The sequence below is a fragment of the Pseudomonas sp. GW821-FHT01D09 genome, assembly GCF_059422465.1.
On the sequence record NZ_JBWKWY010000003.1, the window covers coordinates 140,506 to 157,960 of the forward strand.

Here is a 17,455-nt window from a genome sequence, read left to right on the forward strand (position 1 = left end):
TGTGGGAGCTGGCTTGCCTGCGATGCGGGCGACTGGGTCTGTCAGGCAGATCACAGTGATGCAATCGCAGGCAAGCCAGCTCCCACATTTGACTTGCTGTGTATTTGAAACATGTTTGATCCGCACCACCGAAAACAATCCATTAGAGGTTGAACCCCCATGGCTGCAAAAGACGCACGTGCAAGCGCCACCCCGTTGATCGAAAGGCGTTCGATCGACTACATCCCGGAAGCGGAAAGACACGGTCGTCTCTTGAGCCAGTTCACCCTGTGGATGGGCGCCAACCTGCAAATCACCGCGATTGTCACCGGGGCCCTGGCCGTGGTGCTGGGCGGTGATGTGTTCTGGTCGTTGATCGGTCTGTTGATCGGTCAACTGCTGGGCGGCGGGGTGATGGCGTTGCATGCGGCGCAAGGGCCCAGGCTGGGCCTGCCGCAGATGATTTCCAGCCGGGTGCAGTTCGGTGTGTATGGCGCGGCCATCCCGATTGTGCTGGTGTGTTTGATGTACCTGGGTTTCACCGCCACCGGCACCGTGCTGTCCGGCCAGGCGTTGGGCCAGTTGTTTGGGGTCAGCGACAGCGTTGGCATTCTGATCTTTGCCAGTGTCATCGTGCTGGTCACGGTGCTCGGGTATCGGGTGATCCATTTCATTGGGCGTGTCGCCAGCGTCATTGGGGTGGTTGCCTTTGTCTACCTGTTCAGCCGCCTGATGAGCCAGACCGATGTGGGGGCGCTCCTGCAAATCCGTCATTTCAGCTGGAGCAGCTTCTTGCTCGCGGTGTCGCTTGCGGCCTCCTGGCAGATCGCCTTCGGGCCTTACGTGGCGGACTACTCCCGCTACCTGCCGCGCCACACGTCTTCGCTGAAAACCTTTCTGGCCGCAGGCGCAGGTTCGGTCATTGGCGCACAGGTGGCGATGATCCTCGGCGTGTTTGCCGCCGCCATGTCCAACGGGCAGTTTGCCGGTAACGAAGTGGCCTACATCGTGGGCCTGGGCGGCACGGGGGCTACGGCGGCATTGCTGTACTTCAGCATTGCGTTTGGCAAGGTCACCATTTCCACATTGAACTCCTACGGCAGCTTCATGTGCATTGCCACCATCATCAGCGGCTTTCGTGGACGCATGGAGGTCACGCGTTTGCAGCGCCTGGTCTTCGTGCTGCTGATCGTCGGCGCGGCGACCCTGATTGCGTTACTCGGCCAGCACTCGTTCCTCAGTGCGTTCAAGTCCTTCATCCTGTTTTTGCTGGCGTTCTTTACGCCCTGGAGCGCGATCAACCTGGTGGACTACTACTGCATCACCCGCGATCGCTATGACGTGCCGGCGCTGGCCGATCCGAATGGTCGCTACGGCCGCTGGAACCCGCTGGGTATCAGCGTCTATGTGTTCGGGGTGCTGGTGCAATTGCCGTTCATCGCCACCAAGTTCTACACGGGGCCCCTGGTGGCCAGCCTGGGGGGTGTGGATATTTCCTGGATCATCGGCCTGGTACTGCCCGCTGCCCTGTATTACGTGTGTGCGAAAAAATGGCACGGCGCAATACCTGAACGACTGATCCTGCCGGTAGAGCAGGGCGCTACACCCAGCGCTAAAAACAACGGGCTGATTGCACAGGCCTGATGGGACGTGGACAAGGCAGGATGCCTTTTGACTGCCGTAATCCATTTCATGATTGGGAGCGTCACATAATGAGAATGTATAAGACCCTGCTGACCCCATTGCTCGCCGCCGGCCTGCTGGCCAGCGCTGGCGCCACCCAGGCGGCCGGCTGGTGCGAGTCGGGCAAACCGGTGAAATTCGCCGGCCTGAACTGGGAAAGCGGCATGTTGCTGACCGACGTGCTGCAAGTGGTGCTGGAAAAAGGCTACGACTGCAAAACCGATAGCCTGCCGGGCAACTCCATCACCATGGAAAACGCCCTGAGCAGCAACGATATCCAGATCTTCGCCGAAGAGTGGATTGGCCGCAGTGAAGTGTGGAAAAAGGCCGAGAAGGCCGGCAAGGTCGTGGGTGTCGGCGCCCCCGTGGTCGGCGCTGTGGAAGGCTGGTACGTGCCGCGCTACGTGATCGAAGGTGACGCCAAGCGCAAGCTCGAAGCCAAGGCCCCGGACCTGAAAAACATCGCCGACCTGGCCAAGTATTCCGCGGTATTCAAGGACCAGGAAGAGCCTGCCAAAGGCCGCTTCTACAACTGCCCGGCCGGCTGGACCTGCGAGCTGGACAACAGCGAAATGCTCAAGAGCTATGGCCTGGAAAGCTCCTACACCAACTTCCGCCCAGGCACCGGCCCGGCGCTGGATGCAGCGGTGCTGTCGAGCTACAAGCGTGGCGAACCGATCCTGTTCTACTACTGGTCGCCGACACCGCTGATGGGCCAGGTGGACCTGGTCAAGCTCGACGAAAAACCCGGCGTGGATAAAAGCGTGACCATCAAGGTCGGCCTGTCCAAGACGTTCCACGAGCAGGCCCCGGAACTGGTGGCGGTGCTGGAGAAGGTCAACCTGCCGATCGACCTGCTCAACCAGAACCTGGCGCGCATGAGCAAAGAGCGCATTGATTCGGCGAAGCTGGCGAAGATTTTCCTCAAGGAACATCCAGAGGTCTGGCACGCCTGGGTCAGTGAAGACGCGGCCAAGAAAATCGACGCGGCCTTGTAGGCACAGGGCTCCCGGCTACCCTGAACAGGCAGCCGGCCACCCGGCCACACTCCATTGGATCGAGAGCACGCTATGTTTCCTGAGAGTTTTACGTTTTCCATCGCCGACTGGGTCAACGGTTGGGTCGATGGGCTGGTGACCAACTACGGTGATGTGTTCCGGCAGATTTCCGACACCTTGCTGTGGGCCATCGTCAACCTGGAAGGCCTGCTGCGCGCGGCGCCCTGGTGGCTGATGCTGGCGATTGTCGGCGGCGTTGCCTGGCACGCCACCCGCAAGGTGCTGACCACGGCGGTGATCGTCGGCCTGTTGTTCCTGGTGGGCGCAGTCGGCCTGTGGGACAAATTGATGCAGACCCTGGCGCTGATGATGGTGGCCACGGTGATCTCGGTGCTGATCGGCATTCCCCTGGGCATCCTCTCGGCGCGCAGCAATCGCCTGCGCTCGGTGCTGATGCCGCTGCTGGACATCATGCAGACCATGCCCAGCTTCGTGTACCTGATCCCGGTGCTGATGCTGTTTGGCCTGGGCAAGGTGCCGGCGATTTTCGCCACGGTGATCTACGCCGCGCCGCCATTGATTCGCCTGACCGACCTGGGCATTCGCCAGGTGGATCGGGAAGTGATGGAAGCCATCAATGCCTTTGGCGCCAACCGCTGGCAGCAACTGTTTGGCGTGCAACTGCCGCTGGCCCTGCCGAGCATCATGGCCGGGATCAACCAGACCACCATGATGGCCCTGTCGATGGTGGTGATCGCCTCGATGATCGGCGCCCGTGGTTTGGGTGAAGACGTACTGGTGGGCATCCAGACCCTTAACGTCGGGCGCGGCCTGGAGGCTGGCCTGGCGATTGTGATTCTCGCAGTGGTCATCGACCGCATTACCCAGGCCTATGGTCGTCCACGGCATGAGGCGAGCAAATGACTACTGTCAGCAAGATCGAAGTGAAAAACGTGTTCAAGATTTTCGGCGCCCGTGACAAAGAAGCCCTGGCCCTTATTGGCCAGGGCCAGACCAAGGACCAGGTGCTGGCACAGACCGGTTGTGTGGTGGGCGTAAATGACCTGTCCCTGAGCATCGGCACCGGCGAGATCTTTGTGATCATGGGCCTGTCGGGTTCCGGCAAGTCCACCCTGGTGCGCCACTTCAACCGCCTGATCGACCCCACCAGTGGCGCGATCCTGGTGGACGGCGAAGACATCCTGCAACTGGACATGGACGCCCTGCGCCAGTTCCGCCGGCACAAGATCAGCATGGTGTTCCAGAGCTTCGGCCTGCTGCCCCACAAGAGCGTGCTGGACAATGTGGCCTATGGCTTGAAAGTGCGCGGTGAAACCAAGCAAGTGTGCACCGAGCGTGCCTTGCACTGGATCGCAACCGTGGGCCTGAAGGGCTACGAAAGCAAATACCCGCACCAGTTGTCGGGCGGCATGCGCCAACGGGTGGGCCTGGCCCGGGCCCTGGCGGCTGACACCGACATCATCCTGATGGACGAAGCGTTCAGTGCCCTCGACCCGCTGATCCGCGCCGAGATGCAGGACCAGTTGCTGGAGCTGCAAAAGACCCTGCACAAGACCATCGTGTTTATCACCCACGACCTGGATGAGGCCGTGCGCATCGGCAATCGCATCGCCATCCTCAAGGACGGCCAGCTGATCCAGGTCGGCACGCCGCGGGAGATTTTGCATTCGCCGGCGGATGAGTATGTGGATCGGTTTGTTCAGCGGCGGGCGGCGGTGGTCTGAACCGAGCCTTGTGGTGAATTGGCGGGCCTCATCGCGGGCAAGGCTGCAAAAAAATCCAAGAAGGTATGAAGATGTCCCAGGCAAAAAAAATCATCATCGCCGACACCCCCCTGCACTGGCGGGACGTGGTCGCTGTCGCCCGCTTCGGCGCCGAGCTTGCGTTGTCGGGCCAGGCCTGGGCGCGCATCGACAATGCCCAGGCCATCGTGCAGCGCATTGTCACTAGCGGCGAGCGCGCCTATGGCGTCAACACCGGCCTGGGCGCCTTGTGCAATGTGTCGCTCAAGGGCGAGCAACTGAGCCAACTGTCGCGCAATACCCTGCTCAGCCACGCCTGTGGTGTCGGTGCGCCGCTGAGCGATGAACAGACCCGCGCCATCATCTGCGCGGCCATCCTCAATTACAGCCAGGGCAAGTCCGGCCTGCATCCGCAGGTGGTGCATTCGCTGCTGGCGCTGCTCAACCATGGCATTACCCCGCAGGTGCCGTCCCAGGGTTCGGTGGGCTACCTGACCCATATGGCCCATATCGGCATTGCCCTGCTGGGTGTGGGAAATGTCAGCTATCGCGGCCAGATTGTTACGGCCCAGGCGGCGTTGGCCGCCGAAGGCCTGCAGCCGGTGGTGCTCGGCGCCAAGGACGGCCTGTGCCTGGTCAACGGCACGCCGTGCATGAGCGGCCTGAGCTGCCTGGCCCTGGCCGATGCCCACCATTTGCTGCAATGGGCCGATGTGATCGGCGCCATGAGCTTTGAAGCACAGCGCGGGCAGATCGATGCGTTCGACGAGCAGATCATTGCCCTCAAGCCACACCCGGGCATGCAGCAGGTCGGCAACAACCTGCGGGCCTTGCTCGAGGGCAGCGAGGTGATTGCCGCCAGTCGTGGCATTCGTACCCAGGACGCGCTGAGCATCCGTTCGATCCCCCAGGTCCACGGCGCTGCCCGTGATCAGCTGGAGCATGCCACCCGGCAGATTGAAACCGAACTCAATGGCGCCACCGACAACCCGTTGCTGCTCGGCACGCCAGACAACTACCGCGTGGTGTCCCAGGCCAACCCCCACGGCCAGTCCGTGGCGCTGGCGGCGGATATGCTGGCCATCGCCATGGCCGAGATCGGCGCCATCGCCGAGCGCCGCCTGGACCGCCTGATCAACCCCCACGTCAGCGGCCTGCCGGCCTTCCTGGTGAGCAACCCCGGGGTCAACTCGGGGATGATGATCGTGCAGTACGTCGCCGCTTCCCTCTGTGGGCAGAATCGCCAACTGGCGCAGCCGGCAGTGCTCGATAACTTCGTCACCTCGGGCCTGCAGGAAGACCACCTGAGCATGGGCACCAACGCCGCGCTCAAGCTGCACGCGGTGTTGGCAAATGTCACCCAGATCCTCGCCATCGAATACCTGCTGGCGGCCCAGGCCTTTGAGTTCCTCAAGGAACAAGGCTTCGGCACCGGCACCCACGCGGCCTGGCGCCTGCTGCGCGAGCACGTCCCGGCTTATGAACAGGACCGCTGGCTGGCGCCGGATATTGCGACCACGGCGGCCCTGCTCAAGAACACCGATTTGCTGAACCACACTTTACCGAATGTGCACTGAACCCTATTTCAAAAGGAGCATGAATGTGACTGCGCTAAATCTGATTCCAGGCCAACTGAGCCTTGCCCAACTGCGGGCCATCTACCAGCAGCCGGTAACCCTCAGCCTGGATGACAGCGCCTCGGCGCAGATCGAAGCCAGTGTGGCCTGTGTCGAGCAGATTCTCGCCGAGAACCGCACCGCCTATGGCATCAACACCGGTTTCGGCCTGCTGGCCTCGACCCGTATCGCCAGCGAAGACCTGGAAAACCTCCAGCGCTCCCTGGTGTTGTCCCACGCGGCGGGCGTCGGCGAGCCGATCAGCGATGCACTGGTGCGTTTGGTGATGGTGCTCAAGGTCAACAGCCTGAGCCGGGGTTTCTCCGGGATTCGCCGCCAGGTGATCGACGCGCTGATCGCCCTGATCAACGCCGAGGTCTACCCGCATATCCCGCTCAAGGGCTCGGTGGGCGCGTCCGGTGACTTGGCGCCGTTGGCCCATATGTCCCTGGTGCTGCTGGGCGAAGGCAAGGCCCGCTATAAAGGTGAGTGGCTGGAGGCGACCGAAGCGCTGAAAGTCGCCGGCCTCACGCCCCTGACCCTGGCTGCCAAGGAAGGCCTGGCGCTGCTCAACGGCACCCAGGTCTCCACCGCCTACGCCCTGCGCGGTCTGTTTGAAGGCGAAGACCTGTTCGCCGCCGCTATCGCCTGTGGCGGCCTGACTGTGGAAGCGGTACTGGGTTCGCGTTCACCGTTCGACCCGCGCATCCATGCAGCCCGTGGCCAACGTGGGCAGATTGATTCGGCGGCCGCGTATCGCGACCTGCTCGGCGACAGCAGCCAGGTGTCCCAGTCCCACCAGAACTGCGACAAGGTGCAAGACCCGTACTCCCTGCGTTGCCAGCCGCAAGTCATGGGCGCCTGCCTGACCCAGTTCCGCCAGGCGGCCGACGTGTTGGTGGTTGAAGCCAACGCAGTCTCGGATAACCCGCTGGTATTCGCCGCTGAAGGCGATGTGATCTCCGGCGGTAACTTCCACGCCGAACCGGTGGCGATGGCCGCCGACAACATGGCCCTGGCCATCGCCGAAATCGGCTCCCTGAGCGAGCGCCGTATTTCGTTGATGATGGACAAGCACATGTCGCAACTGCCGCCGTTCCTGGTGGGCAATGGCGGGGTCAACTCCGGCTTCATGATCGCCCAGGTGACCGCTGCGGCGTTGGCCAGCGAGAACAAGGCGTTGTCCCATCCCCATAGTGTCGACAGCCTGCCCACCTCCGCCAACCAGGAAGACCACGTGTCGATGGCGCCGGCTGCTGGCAAGCGCCTGTGGGAAATGGCTGAAAACACCCGGGGGATTCTCGCGGTGGAATGGCTGGCCGCCTGCCAGGGCCTGGACCTGCGCGATGGCCTGAAAACCTCGCCGAAGCTGGAAAAGGCCCGTGGCATCCTGCGCGCCAAAGTGGGGTTCTATGACAAGGACCGCTTCTTCGCCCCGGACATCAACGCCGCCAGCGAGCTGCTGGCCAGCCGCTGCCTGAATGAGTTGGTGCCGGCCAAGCTGCTGCCAAGTCTCTAAGCAGCACCCCGATCCCGTGTGGGAGCTGTCTCGCCAAGGCTCGACAGCTCCCACAGGTGATCGCCCATAGGTTCGGATTCTCTCTGGATAACAATAATTAGGGACGAGAAATGCACCAGCAAGCACAAGGTCTCAAACGCGGGCTGACCGCCCGTCATATTCGCTTCATGGCACTGGGGTCGGCGATCGGCACCGGGCTGTTCTACGGCTCCGCCTCGGCTATCCAAATGGCCGGCCCGGCGGTGTTGCTGGCCTACCTGATCGGCGGCGCCGCGGTGTTCATGGTGATGCGCGCCCTCGGCGAAATGGCCGTGCACAATCCGGTGTCCGGCTCGTTTGGCCAGTACGCCAGCACCTACCTGGGGCCGATGGCCGGTTTTATCCTCGGCTGGACCTACGCCTTTGAAATGATCATCGTCTGCCTGGCGGACGTCACCGCCTTCGGCATCTATATGGGCTTCTGGTTTCCCGAAGTCGCCCGCTGGGTCTGGGTGCTCGGCATTGTCCTGCTGATCGGCGGGCTGAACCTGTGCAACGTCAAAGTGTTTGGCGAAATGGAGTTCTGGCTGTCACTGCTCAAGGTCGGCGCGATTGTCGCAATGATCCTCGGCGGGTTCGGCATCATGCTGTTCGGCGTGCATTCGGCGGGCGACGCCCCGGCCAGCGGCTTGAGCAACCTGTGGGCCCATGGCGGCTTTATGCCCAATGGTGTGGGCGGCTTGATCGCCTCGTTTGCGGTGGTGATGTTTGCCTTTGGCGGCATCGAAATCATCGGCATCACCGCCGGCGAAGCCAAGGACCCGCAGCGGGTAATCCCCAAGGCGATCAACGCGGTGCCGCTGCGCATCCTGCTGTTCTACGTGCTGACCCTGTTTGTGCTGATGGCCATCTACCCATGGCCGCAGATCGGCAGCCAGGGCAGCCCATTCGTGCAGATCTTCAGCAACCTGGGGATTGGCTCGGCGGCGACCATCCTCAATATCGTGGTGATCTCGGCGGCGGTCTCGGCCATCAACAGTGACATCTTCGGCGCCGGCCGCATGATGTACGGCCTGGCCCAGCAAGGGCAGGCGCCCAAGGGCTTTGCGCAACTGTCGCGCCACGGTGTGCCATGGATGACCGTGGTGGTGATGGGCGCGGCGCTGCTGGGCGGTGTGGTGTTGAACTACCTGATCCCGGAAAACGTGTTCCTGGTGATTGCCTCGATTGCCACGTTCGCCACCGTGTGGGTGTGGTTGATGATCCTGGTCACGCAGGTGGCAATGCGCCGCTCGATGAGCAAGGAACAGATCGCCGAACTGAAATTCCCTGTACCGTTCTGGCCCTATGCGCCGGCGGCGGCCATTGTATTCATGCTGTTTATTTTTGGCGTACTGGGCTACTTCCCGGACACCCAGGCCGCGCTGCTGGTGGGCGCCGCGTGGATTGTGCTGCTGGTCGTGGCCTACCTGCTGTGGGTCAAGCCTGCGGCCGGGCAAGCGGCCAAGGTCGATTACGACCCGGCTTTGTCTCACCGATAACTTAGGGAGGCGTTGATGAAAACGCTTTGGCAACACTGCCACATCGCAACCATGGCCCGGGGCGAGTACTCGATCATCGAGGATGGCGCCATGGTCACGGCCGGTACGCTGATCGAGTGGATCGGCCCCCGGGCCGAGCTGCCGCCTGGCGACTACGCGCAGACCCATGACTTGCAAGGGGCGTGGGTCACGCCGGGGCTGATTGACTGCCATACCCACGCGGTATTTGGCGGCAACCGCAGCGGCGAATTCGAGCAGCGCCTGCAGGGCGTGAGCTACGCCGAGATCGCCGCAGCCGGTGGCGGCATTGCCAGCACCGTGCGCGCCACCCGTACGGCGAGCGAGGACGAGCTGTTCGACAGCAGCCGCCAGCGCCTGCGCAGTTTGCTGCGCGATGGCGTGACCACGGTGGAGATCAAGTCCGGCTACGGCCTGGATCTGGCCAACGAGCGCAAGATGCTGCGGGTGGCCCGGCGCCTGGGTCAGGAACTGCCGGTCAGCGTGCGCGCTACATGCCTGGCAGCCCATGCCTTACCGCCGGAATACAAGGATCGCGCCGACGACTATATCGAACACATCTGCAACGAGATGCTGCCAGCCCTGGCCGCAGAAGGGTTGGTGGATGCGGTGGATGCGTTCTGCGAATACCTGGCGTTTTCCACCGAGCAGGTCGAGCGTGTGTTTAAAGTCGCCCAGCGTTTGGGCTTGCCGGTAAAACTGCATGCCGAGCAACTGTCGTCGCTGCACGGCTCGAGCCTGGCGGCGCGGTATCAGGCGCTGTCGGCGGATCACCTGGAGTTCATGACCGAAGAAGACGCCATCGCCATGGCCGCCGCCGGCACCGTCGCCGTGTTGCTGCCGGGGGCGTTCTACTTTTTGCGCGAAACCCAGTTGCCACCGATGGACGCCTTGCGCAAGCACGGGGTGCAGATCGCCATCGCCAGCGACCTCAACCCCGGCACATCCCCAGCCTTGTCACTGCGCCTGATGCTGAACATGGCCTGCACCCTGTTCCGCATGACCCCGGAAGAAGCCCTGGCCGGTGCCACCCGGCATGCCGCCACGGCCCTGGGCATGGGTGACACCCACGGTTCGCTGGAGGTGGGCAAGGTGGCGGACTTTGTCGCCTGGCAGATCGATCGCCCCGCCGACCTGGCCTACTGGCTGGGTGGCGAGTTGGATAAACGCGTCGTGCGCCATGGCGTCGACGTCACTGTGTAAGGAGTACCGTTGTGGACAAGGTTCTGAACTTCAAGCAAGGCAGCACGCCGCTGCTGATCAGCATGCCCCACGCTGGCCTGCGCCTGACGCCTGCGGTGGCGGCGGGCCTGATCCCCGAGGCACAAAGCCTGCCGGATACCGACTGGCATATCCCCACGTTGTACGATTTTGCGGCAGAGCTGGGGGCCAGCACCCTGGCGGCCGAGTATTCGCGGTTTGTGATCGACCTGAACCGGCCAGCTGACGATAAGCCGCTGTATGTCGGCGCGACCACCGGCCTGTTTCCCGCGACGCTGTTTGATGGGGTGCCGTTGTTTATCGAAGGCAAGGAGCCGTCGAAAGAGGAGCGGGCGAGCTATCTGGAGCAGATCTGGACGCCCTATCACCAGACCCTGCAAAACGAACTGGCGCGGCTCAAGGCCGAGTTCGGCTATGCGCTGCTGTTCGACGCCCACTCGATCCGCTCGGTGATCCCGCACCTGTTCGACGGCAAGCTGCCGGACTTCAACCTCGGCACCTTCAATGGCGCCGCCTGCGACCCCGAGTTGGCCAGCCAGTTGGAGGCCATCTGCGCAGCGCACCCGCAGTACAGCCATGTGCTGAACGGGCGCTTCAAGGGCGGGCACATCACCCGGCACTACGGCAACCCGGCGCAGGATATTCATGCGGTGCAGCTGGAGTTGGGGCAGTGCACATATATGGAAGAGTTTGCGCCGTTCAGGTATCGGCAGGATCTGGCCGAGCCGACGCGGGTGGTGTTGAGGCAGTTGTTGGAAGGGTTCCTGGCGTGGGGCCAGAAGCACTACACCTGAGTCAACGAAGCTCAAACTGTGGGAGCGGGCTTGCCCGCGATAGCGGTGCTTCAGTCGCCGAATATATTGACTGACACACCGCTATCGTGAGCAAGCCCGCTCCCACACTGGGTTGCGTGAACCTTCCTGGCTGATCGCTGACACAGGTCTAAGACCTCAAGGACATGCTCATTGCACAATTCGGGTTTATGATGCCAGACGGCAAAATAATAGACGTCCCCCCGGGGATGGAACCGACCCCTTACGGAGCGCGCAATGCAGACTTTGTTCCCGCAGATCAAACCCTACGCCCGGCACGATCTGGCCGTCGATGAAACCCACACGCTGTATGTCGACGAAAGTGGTTCCCCGCAAGGTTTGCCCGTGGTCTTCATCCATGGTGGCCCCGGCGCCGGATGTGATGCCAACAGTCGCTGCTATTTCGATCCGAACCTGTACCGCATTGTCACCTTTGACCAGCGCGGCTGCGGGCGTTCCACCCCGCGGGCCAGCCTGGAAAACAACACCACCTGGGACCTGGTGGCCGACCTTGAGCGGATCCGCGAGCACCTGGGTATCGACAAATGGGTGCTGTTCGGCGGTTCCTGGGGCTCGACCCTGGCCCTGGCCTATGCGCAAACCCACCCCGACCGTGTGCATGGCCTGATCGTACGCGGGATCTTCCTGGCCCGCCCCCAGGATATCCAGTGGTTCTACCAGGCCGGCGCCAGCCGCCTGTTCCCCGACTACTGGCAGGATTACATCGCGCCGATCCCCCAGGATGAGCGCCACGACATGATCAGCGCCTACCACAAGCGCCTGACCGGCAACGACCAGATAGCCCAGATGCATGCCGCCAAGGCCTGGTCCACCTGGGAAGGGCGCATGCTCGGCCTGTGCCCCAGCCCGCAGTTGATCGAGCGCTTCTCCGAGCCACAGCGCGCCTTGTCGATTGCGCGCATCGAGTGCCACTACTTCACCAACAACTCGTTCCTGGAGCCCAACCAACTGATTCGCGACATGCACAAGATCGCCCATCTGCCTGGCATCATCGTGCATGGCCGCTACGATATGATCTGCCCCCTGGACAATGCCTGGGAGCTGCACCAGGCCTGGCCGAACAGTGAGCTGCAGGTGATCCGCGAGGCGGGCCACGCGGCTTCCGAGCCGGGCATCACCGATGCGCTGGTGCGGGCGGCGGGCCAGATGGCACGACGCCTGCTTGATTTGCCGCCTGAAGAAGCATGAAGGGCCTTTTACAGCGGGTGCGTGGCGCCCGGGTCGAGGTGGCGGGGCATGTGGTGGGCGCGATAGACCAGGGTTTGCTGGTACTGGTGGCCGTCGAGCCTTCAGATACAGCGGCCAGTGCCGACAAGTTGTTGCATAAGCTGCTTAACTATCGGGTGTTCAGTGACGATGAGGGCAAGATGAACCTGTCGCTGAAAGACATTGGCGGTGGTTTGCTGCTGGTGTCCCAGTTCACCCTGGCGGCCGATACCAAGAGTGGCCTGCGCCCCAGCTTCTCCACAGCGGCGCCTCCGGCGTTGGGCGAGGCGCTTTTCGAGCACTTGTTGTCAAAAGCGCAACAATTGCATGGCACGGTGGCATCGGGGCGTTTTGGCGCGGATATGCAGGTGCATCTGGTCAACGATGGGCCGGTCACCTTCCTTTTACAGACCTGATTGTATGAAAAACGACTTTTAATGCGCAAAAACGCAAGTTTTCGCTACAAATACTTTGCTGCCCCTGCTGCGTTATCTCACCGGCTACTAGATAATCGCGCGCTACGGGGATCAGCGTAAATTGATCCATTTTTGACTTAGGTAGAGACTTGTCCGCTCGCTCATGGGGAATCATTTAGCCCCATCGGAGTCGGAACAATGCTCGCCAACCTGGCATATAGATAGCTGGCCGTTGGTTTTTTGATCTGTTTTCGGCGAGGGTTGCTCGTGATTGTTAGTCCCTGTAATGCACCAAAATTGTCTGCCAAACGGTTACGAAACGCACTGGTAACGGGCTCTGCCCTGTTTTGCCTGTTCGGCGCGGGTCAACTGTGGGCATTCAGTCTGGATGATGTGTCGGCCAAGGCAAAAGAGCTGGCCGGGCAGAAATACGAAGCCCCGCGCAGCAATCTGCCGAACGAATTCCGCGAAATGAAGTTCGCTGACTACCAGAAAATTCGTTTCCGCAATGAAAAAGCCGAGTGGGCCGAGCAGAAAACCCCGTTCAAGTTGTCCTTCTATCACCAGGGCATGCACTTCGACACGCCGGTGAAAATCAACGAAGTCACCGCCACCGACGTCCAGGAGATCAAGTACGACCCGACGCGCTTCGATTTCGGCGACGTCAAGTTTGATCCCAAAGCCACCGAACAGCTGGGTTATGCCGGCTTTCGCGTGCTGTACCCGATCAACAAGGACGACAAGCAAGACGAAATCATGACCATGCTCGGCGCCAGCTATTTCCGCGTCGTGGGCAAGGACCAGGTCTATGGCCTGTCCGCCCGTGGCATGGCGATCGATACCGCGCTGCCGTCCGGCGAAGAGTTCCCGCGTTTCACCGAGTTCTGGATCGAGCGTCCAAAGCCGGGCGACAAGCACCTGGTGATCTTTGCCCTGCTGGATTCGCCACGGGCCACTGGCGCCTATCGCCTGATCCTGCGCCCGGGCACCGACACCATTGTCGACGTCAAGTCGCAGATGTTCCTGCGCGACAAGGTCAGCAAGTTGGGCGTTGCCCCGCTGACCAGCATGTTCCTGTTCGGCGCCAACCAGCCGTCCAAGGTCCTCAACTACCGGCGTGAACTGCACGATTCCAGCGGCCTGTCGATCCATGCCGGTAACGGCGAGTGGATCTGGCGCCCGCTGAACAACCCAAAACACCTGTCGGTCAGCAACTTCTCGGTAGAAAACCCGCGTGGTTTCGGCCTGTTGCAGCGTGGTCGCAACTTCAGCCAGTACGAAGACCTCGACGACAACTACGACAAGCGCCCAAGCGCCTGGATCGAGCCTGAAGGCGACTGGGGCAAGGGTTCGGTCGACCTGGTAGAGATTCCGACCGCCGATGAAACCAACGATAACATCGTTGCCTTCTGGAGCCCGGCCGAACTGCCCAAGCCCGGCGAGCCGCTGGATATCGCCTACCGCCTGCACTGGACTCTCAATGACGCACCGTTCCACTCGCCGGACAGTGCCTGGGTCAAGCAGACCCTGCGTTCTACCGGTGATGTGAAACAGTCCAACCTGATCCGCCAGCCAGACGGCAGTGTGGCTTACCTGGTGGACTTCGAGGGCCCGTCCCTCAAGGCCCTGAAGCCCGATGCGGCCGTGCGCAGCCAGGTCAGCGTCGGCGATAACGGCGAAGTCGTGGAAAACAGCGTGCGCTACAACCCGCACACCAAAGGCTGGCGCCTGACCCTGCGCCTGAAGATCAAGGATGCAGGCAAACCGACCGAAATGCGTGCGGCCCTGGTCCAGGATATCGTCAAGCCTGAGCCAGAGCAGGTTTCCACCCAAGTCCTGAAGGCTGACAAAGTCCTGGCCAAGCAACACGAGAAACACGCCAAGAAAGACGCCAAGGACAAGGAAACCCAGCAGCCAGAAGCTGCCCCAGCCACCCCGGAGCCGGTCAAGACAGAACAAGTCCTGACTGAAACCTGGAGCAATCAGTTGCCTGCCGATGAGTAACTCCCAAGTCCAGCCAGAGACGCTTGCCGAGTACCTGGCGCACCTTCCGATGACCGATGAGCAGCGCGCCGAACTGGCGGGCTGCAAGTCCTTCTCTGAACTGCATGAGCGCCTGTCGTCGTCGACCTTTGACGCGCCGGTGGACGCCGCGCAGGCGTCGGTTGGCCGCCGGCTGACCCTCAACACAGCCGAGGAGCTAGAAGGCGCCGAGATGCTGGTGCTCGACGCCAGCGGCCGGGTGTGCCTCAAGGCCACGCCGCCGATCCGGCGTACCAAGGTGGTGCCCGAGCCTTGGCGCACCAATATCCTGGTGCGTGGCTGGCGCCGGCTCACCGGCCGCAGCAACCCGCCGGCACCGCCCAAAGACGAGCGCGTGCTGCCGGCTGCGCGCTGGCGCACCGTCGGTTCGATCCGCCGCTATATCCTGCTGGTGCTGATGCTCGGCCAGACGATTGTGGCCGGCTGGTACATGAAAGGCATCATGCCTTACCAGGGCTGGTCCCTCGTCGACTTTGACGAAATCCGCAACCAGACCCTGCTGCAAACCGCTACCCAGGTACTGCCATACGCCCTGCAAACCAGCATCCTGATCATGTTCGGGATTCTGTTCTGCTGGGTGTCGGCAGGGTTCTGGACGGCGCTGATGGGCTTCCTCGAACTGCTCACCGGTCACGACAAGTACCGGATCTCCGGGAAAAGCGCCGGCGACGAGCCCATCCCAAAAGAAGCCCGTACCGCGCTGGTGATGCCGATCTGCAACGAAGACGTGCCCCGGGTATTTGCCGGCCTGCGTGCGACCTTTGAGTCGGTGGCCGCCACCGGCGACCTGGATCGTTTCGACTTCTTCGTGCTCAGCGACAGCAACGACGCCGATATCTGCATCGCCGAACAGCAAGCCTGGCTCGACGTGTGCCGCGAGGCCGGTGGCTTTGGCAAGATCTTCTATCGCCGCCGTCGCCGTCGCGTCAAACGCAAGAGCGGCAACCTCGACGACTTCTGCCGGCGCTGGGGCGGTGACTACAAGTACATGGTGGTCCTGGACGCCGACAGCGTGATGAGCGGCGAATGCCTGACCAGCCTGGTACGCCTGATGGAAGCCACGCCGGACGCCGGGATCATCCAGACCGCGCCACGGGCCTCGGGCATGGATACCCTGTATGCACGCATGCAGCAGTTCGCTACCCGCGTCTACGGCCCGCTGTTCACCGCCGGCCTGCACTTCTGGCAGTTGGGCGAATCCCACTACTGGGGTCACAACGCGATCATCCGCATGAAGCCGTTTATCGAGCACTGCGCCCTGGCGCCATTGCCGGGTAAAGGTGCGTTCGCCGGCTCCATCCTGTCCCACGACTTTGTTGAAGCCGCGCTGATGCGCCGTGCCGGCTGGGGCGTGTGGATTGCCTACGACTTGCCCGGCAGCTATGAAGAACTGCCGCCCAACCTGCTCGACGAGCTCAAGCGTGACCGTCGCTGGTGCCACGGTAACCTGATGAACTTCCGCCTGTTCCTGGTCAAGGGCATGCACCCGGTGCACCGTGCGGTGTTCCTCACCGGCGTGATGTCGTACCTGTCGGCGCCGTTGTGGTTCCTGTTCCTGGTGCTGTCCACGGCCCTGTTGGCGGTCAACACCCTGATGGAGCCGCAGTACTTCATGGCGCCGCGCCAGTTGTACCCGCTGTGGCCGCAATGGCACCCGGACAAGGCGGTGGCCCTGTTCTCCACCACCATCGTGCTGCTGTTCCTGCCCAAGCTGCTGAGCATCATCCTGATCTGGGCCAAGGGCGCGAAAGAGTTCGGCGGCAAGTTCAAGGTGACCTTGTCGATGCTCCTGGAGATGCTGTTCTCCGTGCTGCTGGCGCCGGTGCGGATGATTTTCCACACCCGCTTCGTGCTCGCTGCGTTCCTCGGCTGGGCTGCGACCTGGAACTCGCCGCAACGTGACGATGACTCCACGCCCTGGAGCGAGGCGGTCAAGCGCCACGGCCCGCAGACCTTGCTGGGCTTCTTCTGGGCCCTGCTGGTGGTGTGGTTGAACCCAAGCTTCCTGTGGTGGCTGGTGCCGATTGTCGGTTCGCTGATGCTGTCGATCCCGGTCTCGGTGATCTCCAGCCGGGTCAAGCTGGGCCTCAAGTCCCGTGACGAGAGCCTGTTCCTGATCCCCGAGGAATACAACCCGCCGCAGGCGCTGCTGTCGACCGACCTCTACACCCACGAAAACCGCTGGCATGCACTGCATGATGGTTTTGTGCGGGCAGTGGTCGATCCGCAGCAGAACGCCCTGGCCTGCGCCCTGGCAACCTCCCGCCATGGCCAGGCGGAGCCGATCGAGTGGCTGCGTACCGAGCGTGTGCGGCATGCGTTGAAGGTCGGCCCTGCTGGCCTGAACAACAACGAGCGTGTGGCCTTGCTCAGCGACCCGGTGGCCCTGGGCCGCCTGCATGAGCAAGTCTGGAGCGAAGGGCATGCCGAATGGCTGGGTGCCTGGCGCGAGTCGGTCAAGGCCGACCCGCATGCGCCGTTGCTGCCGCTCAAACCGCTGTCATCCCAGGCTCAGCCAGCCTGATTCAGACGCCCCCGGGATTTTTCTCGGGGGCGCTTGATACGCCCGTCCTACAGCGCTTGGCGCTTGTGCCCCGTCCTTCTAACTTCGATACAAAAGACCCCGGTTCAAGGCGTATT

The 17,455-nt window shown here is 62.3% G+C and carries 12 protein-coding genes and 1 pseudogene; all 13 read left to right on the plus strand.

Annotation, left to right across the window (positions count from 1 at the left end; translation table 11 throughout):
• Positions 1 to 159: 159 nt before the first annotated feature.
• A complete protein-coding gene (locus AC07W7_RS05055) occupies positions 160 to 1,623 on the plus strand; it encodes a purine-cytosine permease family protein (protein WP_099169233.1) in 1,464 nt (487 codons plus the stop codon).
• Between the two features lie 68 nt (positions 1,624 to 1,691).
• The gene (locus AC07W7_RS05060) at positions 1,692 to 2,660 is read left to right on the plus strand and encodes an ABC transporter substrate-binding protein (RefSeq protein WP_495038862.1); all 969 of its coding nucleotides are present in this window, start codon (positions 1,692 to 1,694) and stop codon (positions 2,658 to 2,660) included.
• Between the two features lie 72 nt (positions 2,661 to 2,732).
• Positions 2,733 to 3,584 carry an ABC transporter permease gene (locus tag AC07W7_RS05065; RefSeq protein ID WP_076961686.1) on the plus strand — a complete coding sequence of 284 codons (852 nt, stop codon included), beginning with the start codon at positions 2,733 to 2,735 and terminating at the stop codon, positions 3,582 to 3,584.
• On the plus strand, positions 3,581 to 4,405 hold the full coding sequence (locus AC07W7_RS05070; RefSeq protein ID WP_076961687.1) for a quaternary amine ABC transporter ATP-binding protein: 825 nt from the start codon (positions 3,581 to 3,583) through the stop codon (positions 4,403 to 4,405). Before AC07W7_RS05065 ends, AC07W7_RS05070 begins: the two co-directional genes overlap by 4 nt.
• A gap of 71 nt (positions 4,406 to 4,476) precedes the next feature.
• Positions 4,477 to 6,000 (plus strand): HAL/PAL/TAL family ammonia-lyase, encoded by a 1,524-nt coding sequence (locus tag AC07W7_RS05075; RefSeq protein WP_495038863.1) that lies wholly within the window; start codon positions 4,477 to 4,479, stop codon positions 5,998 to 6,000.
• A 19-nt stretch (positions 6,001 to 6,019) separates the two neighbouring features.
• Positions 6,020 to 7,558 carry a histidine ammonia-lyase gene (hutH, locus tag AC07W7_RS05080; protein ID WP_090412821.1) on the plus strand — a complete coding sequence of 513 codons (1,539 nt, stop codon included), beginning with the start codon at positions 6,020 to 6,022 and terminating at the stop codon, positions 7,556 to 7,558.
• A gap of 110 nt (positions 7,559 to 7,668) precedes the next feature.
• A complete protein-coding gene (locus AC07W7_RS05085; RefSeq protein ID WP_076961688.1) occupies positions 7,669 to 9,078 on the plus strand; it encodes an amino acid permease in 1,410 nt (469 codons plus the stop codon).
• Positions 9,079 to 9,093: 15 nt separating this feature from the next.
• A complete protein-coding gene (hutI, locus tag AC07W7_RS05090) occupies positions 9,094 to 10,299 on the plus strand; it encodes an imidazolonepropionase (protein ID WP_169863922.1) in 1,206 nt (401 codons plus the stop codon).
• Positions 10,300 to 10,310: 11 nt separating this feature from the next.
• Positions 10,311 to 11,111, plus strand: coding sequence for an N-formylglutamate deformylase (gene hutG, locus AC07W7_RS05095; RefSeq protein WP_169863920.1), 801 nt, complete (start codon positions 10,311 to 10,313; stop codon positions 11,109 to 11,111).
• 255 nt (positions 11,112 to 11,366) lie between these two features.
• Positions 11,367 to 12,338, plus strand: a complete 972-nt coding sequence (pip, locus tag AC07W7_RS05100; protein WP_076961691.1) for a prolyl aminopeptidase — start codon at positions 11,367 to 11,369, stop codon at positions 12,336 to 12,338.
• Complete coding sequence (dtd, locus tag AC07W7_RS05105; RefSeq protein WP_076961692.1) at positions 12,335 to 12,772, plus strand: D-aminoacyl-tRNA deacylase; 438 nt, start codon at positions 12,335 to 12,337, stop codon at positions 12,770 to 12,772. Before pip ends, dtd begins: the two co-directional genes overlap by 4 nt.
• Positions 12,773 to 13,096: 324 nt before the next feature.
• Positions 13,097 to 14,776 (plus strand): glucan biosynthesis protein G, encoded by a 1,680-nt coding sequence (locus tag AC07W7_RS05110; protein ID WP_169864002.1) that lies wholly within the window; start codon positions 13,097 to 13,099, stop codon positions 14,774 to 14,776.
• Positions 14,769 to 17,341 (plus strand): annotated as a pseudogene (gene mdoH / locus AC07W7_RS05115) (glucans biosynthesis glucosyltransferase MdoH); the annotation flags it as partial. The gene AC07W7_RS05110 and the pseudogene mdoH, both read left to right, overlap by 8 nt.
• Between the last annotated feature and the right edge of the window lie 114 nt (positions 17,342 to 17,455).